Consider the following 17,191-nt stretch of genomic DNA (forward strand, 5'->3'; position numbering starts at 1 on the left):
GCGCTCCCCACCGTCCGGATATCGGTTTGGCAGGAAGGGGAGGAGCCAGGGATAGTCCCGGGGTGAACAAACCCGCCCCCTCCCCGCGCCGCACCTCCCTCGCCGCCCGCCGGCCCGAGTGGGCGGGCCGCAACTACGTCCTGCTCACGGCCGCGACGGTGGTGACCAACCTCGGCGCGCACGGCGCGCTGATCGCCACCACCTGGGCGGTCTTCGAGAGCGGGGGCAGCGCGGGCGACGTCGGGCTCGTCGCGATGGCCCGCTTCCTGCCGCTCGTCCTCTTCCTGCTCATCGGCGGCGCCGTGGCCGACCGGATACCGCGCCACCGCGTGATGGTCGCGGCCAACGCCCTCAACTGCGTCTCGCAGGCCGTCTTCGCCGTCCTCGTCCTCTCGGGCGGGGCGCAGATCTGGCAGATGATGGTGCTCACCGCCCTGTGCGGCACCGGGCAGGCCTTCTTCAACCCGGCCGCCGAGGGCATGCTGCTGACCAGCGTCACGGGGGAGCAGGCCGGCCGGGCGTTCGCCGTCTACCGGATGGCCATGCACGGCGCCGGCATCGGCGGCGCCGCGCTGGGCGGCGCGCTCGTCGCCTTCGTCGGGCCCGGCTGGGTCCTCGCGATCGACGCCCTCGCCTTCGCCGTCGCGGGCGGACTGCGAGCCTTCCTCGATGTGAGCGGCACCCCCGAGCGGGCCCCGAGCGGCGGGCTCCTCGCCGATCTGCGCGAGGGCTGGCAGGAGTTCATCGGCCGGCCGTGGCTGTGGTCGATCGTCGCCCAGTTCTCGGTGGTCGTGGGCCTGATCGGGGCGGTCGAGGCGGTCTTCGGACCGCTCGTCGCCCGGGACGAGCTGGGCGGCGCCCGCCCCTGGGGCATCGCGCTCGCCGCCTACGGGGTGGGAACCGTCGCCGGCGCCGTCCTGATGACCCGGTGGAAGCCGCGCAGGCTGCTGTTCGTCGGCACGCTCTGCGTCTTCCCGATAGCGCTGCCCTCGGCGGCGCTCGCCGTACCGCTGGACGTGGTGGGGCTCACGGCCGCCATGTTCATCAGCGGCATGGCGATCGAGGTCTTCGGCGTCTCGTGGATGACGGCCCTGCACCAGGAGATCCCGGAGGAGAAGCTCTCCCGGGTCTCCGCCTACGACTGGTTCGGCTCGACCGCCCTGCTGCCGCTGTCCACGGCGCTCGCGGGCCCGGCCGAGAGCGCGTTCGGCCGGAGCGAGGCCCTGTGGGGCGCGGCGGGGCTGATGGTGTTCGTCACGGCCCTGGTCCTGCTGGTGCCGGACGTACGGAACCTGACCCGCCGTCCGCAGACGAAGGAGATCGCGGGCGCGGCGCCGGGGCCTGCCTCGGACGCTGCCTCGGGGCCGGCTCCCGACTCCCCCACCGCCGCCCGGACCGACGGCTCGGCCGACGGCCAGGCCACCGTCTCAGCCGACGCCGAAGGCGCCCTCGGGCGGCACGGGTGACGGTACGGCCCCGGCGTCCAGGACCGGTTCCGCGTCCCCGGTGAACCGGTCGAGCGTCGCCCCGTGCTCCACGCGCGCGGGGAAGGCGTCCGCGGCGGCCCGCCGGGCGAGGTGGGCGACGTCGATCTCCCGGGCGGAGGCGACGAGCACCGCGTTCCCGAAGCGGCGGCCGCGCAGCACGGCCGGTTCGGCGACGAGGGCCAGCTCGGGGAAGACGGCGGCGAAGGTCGCGAGCTGGGAGCGGAGGAACCCGAAGGGCGCGCCGTCGGCCAGGTTGGCGGCGTAGAGCCCGCCGGGCCGCAGGACGCGCCGGACCTCGCGGGCGTACTCGATCGAGGTGAGGTGCGCGGGCACCCGCGAGCCGCCGAAGACGTCGCCGACGATCAGGTCGGCCGAGGCGTCCGGCGCCGCCTCCAGCCACTGCCGGGCGTCCGCGCCGTGCACGGCGACTCCCGAGCCCTCGGGCAGCGGCAGGTGCTCGGCGACGAGGGCGAGCAGTTCCCGGTCCGCCTCCACGACGTCCTGGCGCGAGCCGGGCCGGGTGACGCAGACGTACCGGGGCAGGGAGAGCGCCCCGCCGCCCAGGTGCAGGACGTCCAGCGGTGCGCCCTCGTCGGCGGCGCCGTCGACGACATGGGCGAGCCGGCGCGCGTACTCGAACTCCAGGTACGCCGGATCGTCCAGGTCGACGTACGACTGGGGCGCGCCGTCGACCGTCAGGAGCCAGGCCCGCTCCCGGTCCACGTCGGGCATGAGGCGCGCGGTGCCCTGGTCGACCTCGCGGATGACGGGGATGTGCTCGTTCACGTTCTCATTGTGCCGAGGGCCGCCGGTCGAGGTTCTTCAGGGCCTCCCGGACGGAGAGCGGGGAGAGCAGGGAGCGGTTGGCGGCGACGAAGGCGCGGACCTCGGCGGGGGCGGTCTTGCCGTACTCGCGCAGGCTCCAGCCGATCGCCTTGCGGACGAAGAAGTCGGGGTGGGCGGCGCGGCGCAGGCAGTAGGCGAAGAGCCGGTCGGCGTCGGTCGCGTCCTTGTAGCGGAGCTGGTGGAGGAGCGCGGTGCGCGCCACCCACAGGTCCTCGTCCTCGATCCACTCGTCCATGCGGGCCGCGAGGGACGGGTCGGCCGCGACGAGGCCGCCGACGACATGGGCGGCCAGGTGGTCGACGGTGTCCCACCAGGAGACGGTGGTGACGAGCCGGCGGGCGACGGGCAGGAAGCCGGAGGAGCAGCGCTTCACATGGCGGGTGAGGTAGTCGACGGCGAAGTAGTGGTACTCGCGCTCGGGCAGGGCGAAGCAGCGCAGGGCGATCGCGGTGCAGTCGTCCTCGTCGGGACGGGCGGTGCCGTCGAGGACGGTGCGGGACAGGGCGCGGCGCTCGGGCGTCCGTACGCCGAGGAAGGGGGCGACGCCCTTCATGTACGCGACCATCTCCTGGGCCCGGAAGGGGTTGCCGGCGGCGGGGTAGAGGGTGGTGAGCCGCTCCAGGACGGTGTCGGCGAGGGCACTGCCGGGGACGTCGTCGGTCGGCGCGGTCTCGGTCATGGGGCCCTCTCGGTCACGGCACGGTCCGGGACGCCGCCCTGCCGCCGGGCGGACACCGGCCGGATGCCACGCGGACGCCAAGCGGACGCCAAGCGGTCGCCGCCGTCGCCGCCCGGATTCCGCCGGGTCTCCGCCCGGACGGACATGACGCACATTACGGCGATCATACGGACCCGTCCGCTACTCTCCCCGAATGCTCGCTCCCGCGTCCCGGCCGCCGGGCTCCCTCGCAGTCCGCTGCTCCCAGGCCCTGCTCTCGCCCCGTTCGCGGCTCTCCGTCCTCGCCCTGCTGCTGCTCACCGCGGCGGGGCTGGTGCTGCTGTACGAGCCCCAGCGGCTGCTGGCCTCGGGCTGGCCCCCGCAGACGAGCGGCGCGGGCGCGGTCCTCCTCTTCGGCCTCGCGTACGGGGTGTGCACGGCGGCCTTCGTGCCGCGTCCGGTGCTCAACCTGGCGGCGGGGGCGCTGTTCGGGTCCGCGGCCGGTCTGACGGCGGCGGTGGCGGGGACGGTGCTGGGCGCCGGGATCGCCTTCACCCTCGGCCGGGTCCTGGGGCAGGACGCGCTGCGGCCGTTCGTCCGGGGCCGCTGGCTGACGGCGGCGGACGGGCAGCTGAGCCGGCACGGGTTCCGTTCGATGCTGGCGATCCGGCTCTTCCCTGGCGTCCCCTTCGCGGCGGCCAACTACTGCGCGGCGGTGTCCCGGATGCGGTACGTGCCGTTCCTCCTGGCGACGGCGATCGGCACCGTGCCGAACACGGCGGCGTACGTGATCGCGGGCGCCCAGGCCGGTTCGCCGGGCTCGCCCGCGTTCCTCTTCTCGGCCGGGTTCATCGTCCTGTCCGGGCTGGGCGCGGCGGTCGTGGCCTGGCGCAAGCGCCACGCCCTGCGGGGCGCGTCCGGGACCCCGGCCGCGCTCCCGGACGCGGCTCCCGCACAGGAGCGTGAGCCGGTCGGCACGGCCTGACGGGACGACGGTCCCGACGGGACAGCGTCACGATGTCCTGAGGGCCTGACGGCTCAAGGGCCTGACGCCCTGACGACCTCTGGGCGCCCGTCGCTCAGAGCGCCTCGACGATCATCGCGTTGGCGAGTCCGCCCGCCTCGCACATCGCCTGGAGGCCGTAGCGGGCGCCCCGGGCCCGCAGGGCGTGGACCAGGGTCGTCGCGATGCGCGTGCCGCTGGCGCCGAGCGGGTGCCCGAGCGCGACGGCCCCTCCGTGGACGTTGACCCGGGCCGGGTCGACGCCGGTCTCCTGCTGCCAGGCGAGCACGACGCTCGCGAAGGCCTCGTTGATCTCGAAGAGGTCGATGTCGGAGAGGGAGAGGCCCGCCCGGCGCAGGACCTTCTCGGTGGCCGGGATGACGCCGGTGAGCATCAGGAGCGGGTCGGAGCCGGTGACGGCGAAGCTGTGGAGCCGGGCGAGGGGCCGCAGGCCGAGGCTCCGGGCGGTGTCGGCGGCCATGACGAGCACGGCGGACGCGCCGTCGTTGACGGGGCTGCTGTTGCCGGCGGTGACGGACCAGTCGATCTGCGGGAAGCGGGCCGCGAAGCCGGGGTCCTCGAAGGCGGGCCGGAGGCCGGCGAGGATCTCGGGGGTGGTCGCGGGGCGCACCGACTCGTCGCGGCGGACGCCCTCGTACGGGACGACCTCGGCGTCGAAGAGTCCGGCCTCCCAGGCGCGGGCGGCCTTGGTGTGCGACGCGGCGGCGAACTCGTCCATGGCCTCGCGGCCGATGGACCACTTGGCGGCGATGAGCTCGGCGCTGATGCCCTGCGGCACGAGGCCTTCCGGGTAGCGCTCGGCGACGCCGGGTCCGAAGGGGTCGGCGCCGGGCGGCACGTTCGACCACATCGGGACCCGGCTCATGGACTCGACTCCGCAGGCGACGGCGATGTCGTACGCCCCGGAGAGGACTCCCTGGGCGGCGAAGTGGACGGCCTGCTGGGAGGAGCCGCACTGCCGGTCGACGGTGGTGGCCGGCACGGACTCCGGGAAACCGGCGCCGAGCCAGGCGTACCGGGTGGTGTTCATGGCCTGCTCACCGACCTGGTCGACCGTTCCGCCGATCACGTCGTCGACGAGGGCGGGGTCGACGCCGCTGCGGTCGATCAGGGCGCGCAGGGTGTGGGAGAGGAGGGCGACGGGGTGGACGTGGGACAGGGCTCCCCCGGCCTTGCCCCTTCCCATCGGTGTACGGACGGCTTCGACGATGACGGCGTCACGCATGACCAACTCCTGAGTTGGAAAACTGGACCAACACTCGTCGGTAACATATCCCAGTGAGTTGGCTTTTCAAACCCTCCCTCTCGGGCTGGCCTAGGCTGGCTCCATGAAGGCCGCCCCCCGCCCCTGCTCGATCGCCGACACGCTCTCGCTCGTCGGCGAGAAGTACGCGCTGCTCGTGCTCCGCGAGGTCTCCCTCGGCGTGCACCGCTTCGACCGGATCGCGCGCAACACCGGCGCCCCGCGCGACATCCTCACCGCCCGCCTCAAGCGGCTCGTCGAGGCCGGGATCCTGGAGAAGGTGCCGTACAGCGAGCGCCCGCAGCGCTTCGAGTACCGGGCGACGGCCGCCGGCGAGGAGCTCCAGCCCGTGCTCCTGACCCTGATGGCCTGGGGCGACCGCCACCTCAACGAGGACGACCGCCCCGTCGTCCTGGAGCACGACTGCGGCGAGGTCCTCAGTCCGCGCGTCGTCTGCGCCCACTGCGGCGGCGAGGCCGACCGGCCGAGCCTCCGCGCCCACGTCCGGTCGCCGGGATGGACGACGTCGGGCCCCGCGAGGCTCGACGAAGCCGGATAAGTCCTGGTCACGGAAGCGTCACGAGCCTGATCACGAGCACGTCATCTTGGGGCGGTACGCTGCGCTCGACCTTCTGACCGCACACGTACATAACGGGACGGCCCTAGCCCCATGAGTTGGTTCGAATCGTTCATCCTCGGACTCGTACAGGGGCTGACGGAGTTCCTTCCCATCTCCTCCAGCGCGCACCTCAGGCTGACCGCGGCCTTCGCCGGCTGGGAGGACCCGGGCGCGGCCTTCACCGCGATCACCCAGATCGGCACCGAGACCGCCGTCCTGATCTACTTCCGCAAGGACATCGCGCGGATCGTCTCGGCCTGGTTCCGCTCGCTCACCGACAAGTCGATGCGCTCCGACCACGACGCCCAGATGGGCTGGCTCGTCATCGTCGGCTCGATCCCGATCGGCGTCCTCGGCATCACGCTCAAGGACCAGATCGAGGGCCCCTTCCGCGACCTGCGGCTGATCGCGACCACCCTGATCGTCATGGGCATCGTCCTCGGCGTCGCCGACCGGCTGGCCGCGCGGGACGAGGCCGGCGGCCGTCACCGCGTCGTCCGCGAGCGCAAGACGCTCAAGGAACTCGGCGTGCGGGACGGCCTGATCTTCGGCTTCTGCCAGGCGATGGCGCTGATCCCGGGCGTCTCCCGCTCGGGCGCGACGATCTCCGGCGGCCTGCTCATGGGCTACACCCGTGAGGCCGCCGCCCGCTACTCCTTCCTCCTCGCGATCCCGGCGGTCCTCGCCTCGGGCGCGTACGAGCTGAAGGACGCGGGCGAGGGGCACGTCTCCTGGGGGCCGACGATCTTCGCCACGATCATCGCCTTCGCCGTCGGTTACGCCGTCATCGCGTGGTTCATGAAGTTCATCACCACCAAGAGCTTCATGCCCTTCGTGATCTACCGCATCCTGCTCGGCATCCTGCTCTTCGTGCTGGTGGGAGCCGGTGTGCTCAGCCCGCACGCGGGCGAATCCGGCGGTTGAGCCAGAGCCGCACAGGTAGCTCTGTCCGGCGTTTCCCAGCGCCTGATCGCAGCGCCACGCCATGACCGTCTCCCACTCGTCTCCCACCGGGGAGGCGGGACACGCCCCACCAGGACGTGCGCGTCCGCAAAGCAGGGGATGACGCGGAAGAGCCCGCAAGGCGAGGGGGCGGCTTCTCACGAGCTCGTGCATGGTCGGCGGTGGCGCGTCGAAGGCCGCGGGCCGGACGCGTGTTCACCTTCACGTATCGCGGGTGGTGACGCTCGTTCCACAACGGGCCGACCTCGGCGACGAGTTCAGCGATCACGTGGGCGTCGGCCCGGTGATCCGCCGGCTGCCGGTGATTGCTGCACGAGCCGGGTCCCCACCACGCAGACCATGGTCAACGGTCAAGGGCGGGCACCTCGGGAAAGATCGGCAACTGTCGGACCGGGGTGTTCGCCGCCTCTGTCACGAGCCGTGGACGGGCCCTGGTGGAGCGGGAGTTGGGCCAGCGCGAAGCCGCCGGCGATCGACTTCTCCGACGGGGACACCCCGACTCACCATCGCTGGGTGGCGGCCCGCCGGAGCCTGGCCCGGCCAGACCCGGCGCGATCCCCGGGATCACGTACCGGACCGGTCCCGCCGGCGACTGCATCGGCAAGCCGCCGCCCGCCGCAGCCACTACCGGAGAAGAACCGGCCCAGGACGCGATCCGCTGCTGGAGTATGACAAGTCATTGCGCCCAGGACGACCTGCTGCTCACGGCTGCCGCCGTATCGGTGGCTCGTTTCGCGGTAAACGCATAAACGAGGTACTTCGACCTCGTGCACTCCGCTTCGGACGGCGGTTCCCGACCACAAGGAACGCGTCACAATCCCTCGAACGGAAGCTCCCCCACAGGCTAGGATGTTGAATCTCTGCGGCCCCGCGATGGCTTTCGGTATCGGCAGCCAAACAGTCGGGCACCTCAACCGACCATCTCCTTGAAAGGGGATCGTTTCGTGCGAACCACCACACTGGGCAATGGAGGGCCGGTTATCGGTCGAATAGGCCTGGGGACGATGGGAATGTCCTTCGCCTACGACCCCCAGAACCGGGATGACAGCTCCTCCCTGGCCGTGGTGGGCCGGGCGCTCGACCTGGGCGTCAACCTCATCGACACCGCCGACGTGTACGGCCCGTTCACCAACGAGGAACTGGTCGGCCGGGCTCTCGCGGGACGGCGCGAGGAGGCCGTGCTCTCGACCAAGGGCGGGGTGCGCTACGACGGCTCGGACTTCAGCCTCAACGGTCGCCCGGAGTACCTCCGTTCCGCTCTGGAGGCCAGCCTGCGCCGCCTGGGCACCGACCACGTGGACCTCTACTTCCAGCACCGCGTCGACCCGGAAGTGCCGGTGGAGGAGAGTTGGGGCGCGCTGTCGGAACTGGTCACCGAGGGCAAGGCGCGCGCCATCGGCCTCTCGGAGATGACGCTCGACGAGCTGCGCCGGGCCCAGAGCGTGCACCCGGTGGCCGCCGTGCAGTCGGAGTTCTCCCTGTTCACGCGCGAGTTCCAGGCTGATTTGGTGCCCTACTGCAACGAGCAGGGCATCGCCTTCCTGTGCCACTCGCCGCTCGGCAGCGGCCTGCTGAGCGGGCGGTACGCATCGCCCACCGACCTCGGTGACGGCGACTTCCGCGCGGACATGCCCCGCTTCACGGCGGAGAACCTCGCCGCCAACGCGCGGCTCGTGGACGTCGTCCGCTCCATCGGTGAGCGCCACGCGGCAACCCCCGCCCAGGTCGCACTGGCCTGGCTGCTCGCGCAGGGCGAGTACGTCATCCCCATCCCGGGCACCAAGACCGCGCGCTACCTGGACCAGAACGCCGCGGCCGCCGACCTGGTGTTGACGGAGGACGAGCTCGCCGAGCTCGACGCGATGCCCGCACCGACGGGCGCGCGCGAGTGACGCCGACCCTTTCCGTTTCCGTCCTTTCCGCGAGAATGAGTGGGCACGCGTGAACAAGTTCGTCATATTCGACCTCGACGACACGTTGGTGGACAGCACCGGCGCGATCGACCGCTGGTTCGTGGAATTGACCGAGCAGCGGTCGCTGGGGCCGGAGGGTCTGGAATTCTTGCGGGAAGAACAGAATCGACCGGTTCCACCCGGTGAGACCTTCCGCGCCATCGTGGACCATTTCGGATTCCCCGAATCCCCGGCCGAACTCCAACGGAATTTCTCGGTACGGATGCCGCAGCTCGTCCGGACCTACGACGGTGTGCCGGAAGGCCTGCGCGCCCTGCGGGAGCGAGGGTGGCGGACGGCGATCCTGACCAACGGGACGAGGGCCCAGCAGCTTCCGAAGATGCACGACCGCCTGGAAGGCCTCTTCGACGTGGTGTGCTACGCGGACGACGAAGTGGTGAGCAAGCCCGATCCGGAGGTCTTCCACATCGTCGCGCGCCGCGCCGGCGTGGAGCTGGCAGGTGCTTGGATGGTCGGCGACTCCCTGGAACACGACATCGCGGGCGCCGCGCCCCTGGGGATGTCGACGATCTGGATCTCGGGCGGCCGGGCCCTGCCGATCGGGGCTCCGCAGCCGGGTGAGGTCGTGAAGTCCGTCGCCGAGGCGTTCCCGATCCTGTCGGCGGGCTGAGCGAACGAATCCCCACGCCGCGGAGGCGGGTGCGGAAGGGCGGCTCGCCCCTTCCGCACCCGCCTTCGCGGCGTCACACAGACGACAGGAACTTGGCGATCGGTGGACCGAAACGATCGGTGTCCACCAGGAAGGCATCGTGTCCCTGCGGTGACTCCATCGGCAGGAACCGTACGTCGGTCCCGCCGGCGGCGAGCCCCTCGGCGATCTGACGCTGCTGCCGCACCGGGAACAGGATGTCCGTCTCGACCCCCATGACCAGTGCCCTGTCGAGTCGCAGCCCCGCCAGCGCTGCCTCGGCCGTGCCGCCGCAGGACTCGCCCAGGTCGAACCGGTCGATGGAGCGGCTCAGGTAGAGGTAGCTGTTCGGGTCGAACCCCTCCAGGAACCGCCGTGCGTGAAAGTCGAGATAGCCCTCCACCTCGAACTCCGGGCCGAACGGGTCGTCCTCCGCGGGACGCTCCCGGGTCAGGCGTGCCCGCCCGAAGCGGCTCTCCCACTCCTGTGCCGACCTGTACGTCGCCATCCCCAGCTTGCGCGCGAGGAGCATCCCGTGCCGCGGGTATCGCTCGGCGTCGTACCGGCCCTGGTTCCAGTGCGGGTCGCACCGCACCGCTTCTCGCTGCAACGACCGGATGGCGATCGAGAACGGCGACGAGTGCACCGCACCCGAGATGTTGATGTGGTTCCTGGCGATCCCGTGCCGGGCGAGCAGGGACAACGCGCTCATCCCTCCCATGGAGGCCCCGATCACGCAGGCCAGGCGCTCGAATCCCAGGGCCCGCACCGTGTGCGCTGCGGCGTCCGCGATGTCCTCGATGGCGATGTCGGGGAAGCCCAGCCGGTAGGGCTCGCCCGTCCGCGGGTCGATCGAGGCCGGTCCCGTCGAGCCCTTGCAACTGCCCAGCGAATTGACGCAGATGACGTACCAGCGGTCCGTGTCGATGGGCTTGCCCGGCCCCAGCATGGACTCCCACCAGCCCGGCTTGGGGTCGTCCGCGTGGGAGGCCGGATGCGCGTCGGCGGACAGACCGGTGAGGATCAGGACGACATCGCGTGCCGGGCTCGGCCTTCCGTACGTCTGGTAGCCGATCCGCGCACCGTGGAGCGTGCCGCCACGCTTCATCGGGAAGCCGTCGGGCAGGTCGACGAAGCGTGTGGCAGGGGGGATGAATTCCCTCATGCTCCCGTTCCCCTTCAGGTCCTCGGTCAGGCGCCGTCGGTGTTCTCGTCGAGCGAGGCCAGCCACTCGTCGTCCGAGCCCTCGTTCATGCCCTCGAACAGGAAGGTGGACAGGTAGCGCTCGCCGGTGTCGGGCAGCATGGCGAGCAGGACCGACCCCTCGGGAGCGGTCTCCGCCACGCGCAGCGCCGTCGCGACGGCGGCCCCGGCGGAGATGCCCACGAAGACGCCCTCCTCGGCCGCGATGCGGCGCGCCGTGTCGCGTGCCACGACCTCGTCCACGGTCAGCAGGTCGTCGATGACGCTCGGGTCGAGCACCCCGGGCACGAAGTTGGGGGCCAGCCCCTGGATCTTGTGGGCCTTCCACTCCTCGCCGGCCAGCACGCGGGCCGTCTCGGGCTCGAAGGTCACCACGCGCACCTCGGGCCGGGCACGCTTGAGCATCTGGCCGACGCCTGTGAGCGTGCCGCTCGTACCGAAGCCGGACACGAAGTAGTCGAGCCGCTTGCCCGCGAAGTCGCCGAGGATCTCCGCCGCCGTCGTCTCGCGGTGGTAGGCCGGGTTGGCCGGGTTGTCGAACTGCCGGGAGCGGAACCAGCCGTGCTTCTCCGCCAGTGCGTCGGCCCTGGCCCGGCCGCCGGCGCTGCCCTCGGCGACGGCGGGGAAGAGGATGACCTTGCCGCCGTAGGCGCGGATCAGCTTGCGGCGCTCCACGGAGAAGTCGTCCCCCATGACCGCCACGAACTGGTAGCCGCGCGCCGCGGCGACCATCGCCAGGGCGACGCCCACGTTGCCCGAGGTGCACTCCACGATCGTGTCGCCGGGCTTCAGCTCCCCTCTCGCCTCCGCGTCGAGGATGACCGAGAGGGCGAGGCGGTCCTTGACGGAGCCGCCGGGGTTGAACGACTCGACCTTGCCGTAGAGCGTGACGTGGTCCGGCGCGATGCGGTCCAGCTTGACGATCGGCGTACGGCCGATGGTGTCGAGGATGCTGTCGTACAGAGGCATGAGGGAACTGTCCTTCGTCGGCGAATGCGGCCTTCGCGTGTCCGCTCGGTCGCTCTGTCGGTCGGGTTGCGTTGAGGGAGGCGTCGAACGGCATCGGCCTGCCGTCGGCCCGGCGCGCGTCGTGCGGCCACGGCCTGGGGGGACGGGCACGTGGCGGGGAAAGGTGCCCGCCCGTGGGCGGCGTCGGGGCGGTCAGCGCACGTGCTCGGCGATGGCGCGCGCGCAGTCGAGCGTTTCCGCGTGGGTGGTGTCGACCTCCACGTCGTACACCACGCCCTTGTGCACCGTGGCGGCCTGCAGGGCCGCCATGCCGGGAATGCGGTCGCCCCGCGCGATCTCCCTCTTCTCGACGGCCTCGGGGGAACAGTGCACACCGACCCACAGGACGTTCAGGGATTCGAGGTGACCCCGCAGGCGCTCCTGGTCGGTCCCGCCGCTCAGAAAGACGTCGTCGATGATGATGCGGGCGCCCGCCCGGGCCATGGCGGCGACGCCCTTCGTCCAGGCGGTCTCCATCGCCCGCCAGTCGTCGCCGAGGATGACCTCGCCGCCCTGCCCGAACGAGACGCCGTTGCCCGAGTCGAGCATGGAGGGCGGAAGCCGGTCGATGAGGTCGTCCACGCCCATGTTGATCCACGGCTGCGGGAGGATCGCCTTGAGACAGCGGACGATGCCGGACTTCCCGGCGCTGGAACCGCCGTTCAGCACGATGACGTTGGTGTTCACTGGGTGCGTTCGCCTTTCGATGGTGTGCGTTCAGTGGGGGTGTCGGGCGCGGTGGTCACAGGGACAGGGCCCGGGTGAGTTGCCTGATGATCGGCCGACAGGTCGTGGACACCGGCCGGCTCCAGCCCGGTCCGTTCAGCCACCGCAGCAGCGCCGCCGGCATCCGCGTGTCCACTCCGCCCGTCCCGGAGACGGCGGTCAGCCACTCCTGAGGATCCACCACCCGCACACCGTGCAGCTCCGCGCGCAGCGCGTCGAGGTCGTACGTGCGCTGTACCAGCACGGAACGGGTCGCCGACACGGTGCCTCCGGTCGCGGCGGCAAGGAGGGAGTTCGTCAGGTCGGTGACGTGGCAGACCGGCACCCGTCCCTCCAGGCGGGGCATCACACCCAACCGAGCCGATGAGCGCAGCAGGTTGGCGAAGGCGTCGTGCTCGAGGAAGCCGAGGTCACCGGGCGCGTGCCCGTACACGAGTCCGGCCCGCAACACGGTGACGCGGCACGCCGCACCCTCCAGGGCCCCCGCGTACGCCTCCGCGACGAACTGCGACCGCGCGTGCGGGTCCCTGACGGCCACCAGCGATTCCTCGGTGAAGGGCGTGAACTCCTCACCGACGGAAGCGGACGAGACGAGGACGAAGCGGTGGGCTCCCCGCTCGGCCGCCGCCCGGACCAGCGCGCGCGTGGCGGCCACGCCGGCCTCCGGCGGTCGTTCCGACGGCAGGGTGTCGCCGGCCTCGTGTCCGCAGTGCACGACCGTGCCCCAGCGGTCACGGGAACCCGCTGCCTCACGGAGGTCGTCGTAGCCGAGTAACCGGACGTCCGCGAATTCGGAGGGCCGGCGTCCGAAGCGCGCACAGTGGCGGTCGACGACCCGCTCCGCGTGGCCCGTGGCGACGACCGTGAGCCGGCTGCCGCTGCCGAGCAGCCGCTCCAGCACATGGCCGCCGACGAAACCGTCGGCCCCGGCGACCGTGACCGCCTCCTCGGCCACGGGACCCTCGGGGCGCAGTGCGGCGAGGACTGCCGGAAGCCCGTCCAGCTCCGCCGAGACGGCGCGGAACACCGATCGGGCCGGTATGCCGGGGGCGTTGACGTCGGCCGCAACATCGCCCCCGGCCAGAGGTCGAGTGAGGAGTGCGGAAGGATCCACTGCGAGGGTCCCCTCTTGGCGGCTCGTGGCCGGTCGGGTGGTGGGTGTACGGCGGCCGGTCGGGTGCCGTCGGGCAGGCGGGACTTTCGCAACACGCCCTAGGGGCCTCTTCCGGATCTTGCCGGGCTCGCGGGGTCCGGCACCTACGCTCGCCGCGTTGTCGTCGGTCGCCATGGCTCCGCCATGCCTCCCTCCTCCGCCTTGCGATCGCACGCACCAGACCCCGCTCACTGATCCGGCCTGATCCGAAAGAAACGCCCTAGCCGGGGTGTGCCGCGATGCGGACGGGCCGTGTCGGCTCGGCGGTCACCTCGCCCAGGATGGCCAGGTACTCGTCCAGCATCCGCCGGGCGGTCGGGCCGTCCAGGACATCGGCGCTGTAGGGGAGCACGACCACCAGCTCGTCCTCGACCTCGTTGATCTCGATGGTCAGGTCGGCCTTGGCCGTTCCGTTGTCCACGAGCCACGGCACCGCCTCGGTGCCGGTCAGCGCCGCCAGGGGGCGCAGCGGCCCCTGGTAGGCGAGGACCACCTGGACGAGGGGCTGGCCCGAGGCACCGGCCCGGGCGCCGACGGCCCGTACCACGTCGTTGAACGCCACGTGCTGGTGCTCCAGCGCATCCTGGACCTGCCGGTCGAGGCCGTCGAGCACGTGCAGCGGCACCCGGTCGCCGGCGAGCGACACGCGCATCGCCGCGGTGTTGGTGAAGAAGCCGACGACGTCCTCGGACCCCCGGTTCGGGCGTCCGGAGAAGGGCGAGCCGATGAGCACGTCCTGCTGCCCGGTGTGCCGGGCCACCAGGATGCCGAGCGCGAGCAGGCAGACGGCGTACGGGGTGGTGCCCGCCTCCTTCGCCAAGCGCTCGACGGCATGGCGCAGTTCGGCGCCGGTGCCTTGGTCGAGCCGGGCGCCGAGGTGGCTGAAGGAGGGCGGCCGCGGTACGGCGGCCGGCAGACGCACCTCCGTCGGGGCGTCCGCGAGCAGCTCGCGCCAGTGGTCGAGGCCCGCCGCGAGCGCGGGGTGCCCGACGGTGGCGCGCTGCCAGACCGCGTGGTCGCGGGGCCGCAGTCCGTCGGCCGGACGGGGCTCGGGGTCGCGGCCCTCCCGGCGCGCGGCGTAGCACCGGGCCAGGTCGAGGTCGATCACGTCCTGCGACAGGCCGTCGGCGACGGTGTGGTGCGTGACCAGGACGAGTACCCGGGACTCGGGCGAGGTGGTGAGCAGGAACGCCCGCAGGAGGGGGGCGCGGTCCAGGGCGAAGGGGGCGGCGCCCAGCGCGGCGGCGCGCCGTGCGGCCTCCGCGAGGGGGTCGGCGGAGCCGGTCAGGTCCTCCTCGACCAGTGGCACCTCGACCCGCGGCGCGACGTCGACCCGCAGGTCGGCGCCGTCCAGGTGCAGGCTGCTACGGAAGGCCTCGTGCCGGTCGGCCAGGTCCTGTACGGCCTGCCGGAGCGCGGGCACGTCGAGCGGCCCCGTCAGGTGCAGCGCGGTGGTCTCGTTGTAGGCGACGGAGGCAGCGGGCTTCATCCGGGCCTGTGTCCAGACCCGCCGCTGGTGCAGCGACGCGGGATAGGACGTGTCGGTGTCGGTGCGGGTGAGCGCGGGCAGGGCGGGCCGGTCCGCACCGTCGGCGGCCAGCAGCTCGGCCGTGTCGGCCAGCGTGACGGTACCGAGGACCTCGCGCACGGTCAGGGGGATGCCGAAGTGCTCCCGGATGCGGTTCTGCACCCGGATGGCCTGCAGCGAGGTGCCGCCGAGGGCACGAAAGCCATCGGTGGCACCGACCCGTTCCATGCCCAGGACCTCCTCCCAGATCCGGGCGAGGTCGGCCTCGGCGCCGGCCTTCGGCGCCGTGTACGCGCCCGCGGTGCCTGTGCCCGGCAGGGGCAGCCCGCGCAGCTTCGCCAGGTCGACCTTGCCGTGCTGGTTGAGCGGGAGGCTGTCGAGCCGGACGACGAAGGACGGGACCATGACGGGCGGCAGCTTCCGTGCCAGCAGCTCGGGGAGCTCGGAGTCGATGCCGGGAGCGCCGACGACGAAGGCGACCAGCCGCGCGTCGGGTCCCTCGCCCTGGACGACCGCGGCGCACGAACGCACGCCCGGGTGGGAGGCGAGGACCGCTTCGACCTCGCCGCGCTCCACACGGTGGCCGCGGACGTTCAGCTGTCCGTCCACGCGGCCCAGGAAGTCGAGGTTTCCGTCGGGCAGGAGCCGTACGCGGTCGCCGGTGCGGTAGAGCCGGGCGCCGGGGCGGCCGCTGAACGGGTCCGCCGGGAACTGTTGCTCCGTCAGCTCGGGAAGTCCCCAGTAGCCCCGGGCGAGTCCGCGGCCGCCGACGTAGAGCTCGCCCGCCTCGCCGTCCGGGACGGGACGCATCCGCTCGTCCAGGATGTGCAGTTCACGGCCGGGCAGGGGCTTGCCGATGGGGGGCGCGTCGCCGGGGCGGCGCTCGTCCGAGGCACTCGCCGCAACGGTCACCTCGGTGGGCCCGTACAGGTTGACGAACCGACGGCCGGCGCCCCAGCGTTCGGCGGCCTGCGGCTGGCAGCGCTCGCCGATGTAGGCCAGCGTGTGGAGGTCCGTCAGGACCGGTTCCTCGGTCAGTTCGGCGAGCAGGGCGGGCGGGAGCATCGCACCTGTGATCCGGGCCTCGTGCAGGAATCGCACCAGGCCCGGTCCGGCGGTCTCGACCGCGGGGGGCGGGATGACGACGGTACCGCCGGCCGCGAGCACCGCGTAGATGTCGAGCGCCTGGGTCTCCCAGGTCAGCGGGTAGAACTGCAGGAAGCGGGTGCCGGGTCCCAGCTTCAGGTAGGGGTCGATCATGCCCATGAACCAGGCGACGGAACCGTGCTCGGCCATGACGCCCTTGGGTCGTCCGGTGGTTCCCGAGGTGTACGTGATGAAGGCGAGGCGGCCGGGATCGCCGGGGGGCAACTCCGCGACGGGTCCGGCGGCTTCGACGCCTCCGTTGCTCTCGTGGTCACGCGGCGGAGCGGCCAGCTCTTCCGCGATCAGCAGCGGCAGGTCGTCCGAGGGCACCGACGACCGCAGGGTCCGACTCGCCACTGCGAGGCGGGGCCGGATGTCCTGGAGGATCCAGCGCAGCCGGTCCTCGGGGTGCGCGGGGTCGAGGGCGACGTAGCTGCCACCGGCCTTCAGGATGCCCAGGAGCGTCACGACCATGGAGACGGAGCGCTCCAGACAGACGGCGACGAAGACGCCGGGTGCCACTCCCCGGGCGGCCAGCCGGTGTGCCGCGGCGTCGGCGCGGCGTTCCAGTTCACCGAACGCGAGGCGTTCGGTGCCGTCTTCGACGGCCGGAAGGTCCGGGTGTGACCGGGCCCGTTCGGCTATCAGGCCATGAATGGTCGGATGGCTCATGTGCGAACTTTCATGCTGTGTTCCACGGCGTGGTTTTTCTGCCGTGTGCGCGTCTACGCCGTCGATCAGGATAATTCGGGCGCAATGGAATAGCCGGCAGGTAAGGGTGGGTAAACCCTTGCGGCCGGAAGTGTCGCAATTGGGCAGACGTCGACCGGAAATGGTCGATCGCCCACTGTGAACGGTTCATGAAGATGTGGCACGTGTGCGCACGGTGCAGATGTCCCGTCCGGCGACGGAAAGAACCCGCCGAACGTCGTCTTCACACGCACCCGATGCGCCGGCTACAGGGCTCTAGCCCGGTCCAGACCTCA

Annotated in this window: 14 protein-coding genes; 6 read left to right on the forward strand and 8 right to left on the reverse strand. The window is 71.9% G+C overall.

Annotation, left to right across the window (positions count from 1 at the left end; genetic code table 11):
* Positions 1–62: 62 nt before the first annotated feature.
* Positions 63–1,466: an MFS transporter gene (locus ACF08F_RS22410; RefSeq protein WP_392300285.1), complete on the forward strand. Its 1,404-nt coding sequence runs from the start codon at positions 63–65 to the stop codon at positions 1,464–1,466.
* On the opposite strand, the gene ACF08F_RS22415 is transcribed toward ACF08F_RS22410, so the two are convergent.
* Both ACF08F_RS22415 and ACF08F_RS22420 read right to left on the reverse strand, forming a co-directional pair.
* Positions 1,428–2,273: a spermidine synthase gene (locus ACF08F_RS22415; protein WP_392300286.1), complete on the reverse strand. Its 846-nt coding sequence runs from the start codon at positions 2,271–2,273 to the stop codon at positions 1,428–1,430. The genes ACF08F_RS22410 and ACF08F_RS22415 overlap by 39 nt on opposite strands.
* A gap of 4 nt (positions 2,274–2,277) precedes the next feature.
* Positions 2,278–3,012, reverse strand: coding sequence for a DNA alkylation repair protein (locus ACF08F_RS22420; RefSeq protein WP_392300287.1), 735 nt, complete (start codon positions 3,010–3,012; stop codon positions 2,278–2,280).
* A 193-nt stretch (positions 3,013–3,205) separates the two neighbouring features.
* On the opposite strand from ACF08F_RS22420, the gene ACF08F_RS22425 reads away from it, so the two are divergent.
* On the forward strand, positions 3,206–3,976 hold the full coding sequence (locus ACF08F_RS22425) for a TVP38/TMEM64 family protein (RefSeq protein WP_392300288.1): 771 nt from the start codon (positions 3,206–3,208) through the stop codon (positions 3,974–3,976).
* A 94-nt stretch (positions 3,977–4,070) separates the two neighbouring features.
* Here ACF08F_RS22425 and ACF08F_RS22430 read toward each other — a convergent pair whose 3' ends face one another.
* Positions 4,071–5,240, reverse strand: a complete 1,170-nt coding sequence (locus ACF08F_RS22430) for a thiolase family protein (RefSeq protein ID WP_392300289.1) — start codon at positions 5,238–5,240, stop codon at positions 4,071–4,073.
* Positions 5,241–5,343: 103 nt separating this feature from the next.
* On the opposite strand from ACF08F_RS22430, the gene ACF08F_RS22435 reads away from it, so the two are divergent.
* The 4 genes from ACF08F_RS22435 (at position 5,344) to ACF08F_RS22450 (ending at position 9,423) form a co-directional block, all read left to right on the forward strand.
* A complete protein-coding gene (locus ACF08F_RS22435; protein ID WP_392300290.1) occupies positions 5,344–5,817 on the forward strand; it encodes a winged helix-turn-helix transcriptional regulator in 474 nt (157 codons plus the stop codon).
* A gap of 111 nt (positions 5,818–5,928) precedes the next feature.
* Positions 5,929–6,801, forward strand: coding sequence for an undecaprenyl-diphosphate phosphatase (locus tag ACF08F_RS22440; protein WP_392300291.1), 873 nt, complete (start codon positions 5,929–5,931; stop codon positions 6,799–6,801).
* A gap of 983 nt (positions 6,802–7,784) precedes the next feature.
* Positions 7,785–8,732 carry an aldo/keto reductase gene (locus tag ACF08F_RS22445; RefSeq protein WP_392300292.1) on the forward strand — a complete coding sequence of 316 codons (948 nt, stop codon included), beginning with the start codon at positions 7,785–7,787 and terminating at the stop codon, positions 8,730–8,732.
* Positions 8,733–8,781: 49 nt separating this feature from the next.
* Complete coding sequence (locus ACF08F_RS22450) at positions 8,782–9,423, forward strand: HAD family hydrolase (RefSeq protein WP_392300293.1); 642 nt, start codon at positions 8,782–8,784, stop codon at positions 9,421–9,423.
* A gap of 73 nt (positions 9,424–9,496) precedes the next feature.
* On the opposite strand, the gene ACF08F_RS22455 is transcribed toward ACF08F_RS22450, so the two are convergent.
* The 5 genes from ACF08F_RS22455 to ACF08F_RS22475 form a co-directional block, all read right to left on the reverse strand.
* Positions 9,497–10,606, reverse strand: a complete 1,110-nt coding sequence (locus ACF08F_RS22455) for a homoserine O-acetyltransferase (protein ID WP_392300294.1) — start codon at positions 10,604–10,606, stop codon at positions 9,497–9,499.
* Positions 10,607–10,632: 26 nt separating this feature from the next.
* Positions 10,633–11,613, reverse strand: a complete 981-nt coding sequence (gene cysK, locus ACF08F_RS22460; protein ID WP_392300295.1) for a cysteine synthase A — start codon at positions 11,611–11,613, stop codon at positions 10,633–10,635.
* 192 nt (positions 11,614–11,805) lie between these two features.
* The gene (gene cpt / locus ACF08F_RS22465) at positions 11,806–12,339 is read right to left on the reverse strand and encodes a chloramphenicol phosphotransferase CPT (RefSeq protein WP_392300296.1); all 534 of its coding nucleotides are present in this window, start codon (positions 12,337–12,339) and stop codon (positions 11,806–11,808) included.
* A gap of 55 nt (positions 12,340–12,394) precedes the next feature.
* A complete protein-coding gene (locus tag ACF08F_RS22470) occupies positions 12,395–13,492 on the reverse strand; it encodes an NAD-dependent epimerase/dehydratase family protein (protein ID WP_392300297.1) in 1,098 nt (365 codons plus the stop codon).
* Positions 13,493–13,751: 259 nt separating this feature from the next.
* Positions 13,752–16,877, reverse strand: coding sequence for an amino acid adenylation domain-containing protein (locus ACF08F_RS22475; RefSeq protein WP_392300298.1), 3,126 nt, complete (start codon positions 16,875–16,877; stop codon positions 13,752–13,754).
* Positions 16,878–17,191 lie beyond the last annotated feature (314 nt).

This window comes from Streptomyces sp. NPDC015130, assembly GCF_043080005.1.
In the GTDB taxonomy this organism is placed as follows: Bacteria; Actinomycetota; Actinomycetes; order Streptomycetales; family Streptomycetaceae; genus Streptomyces.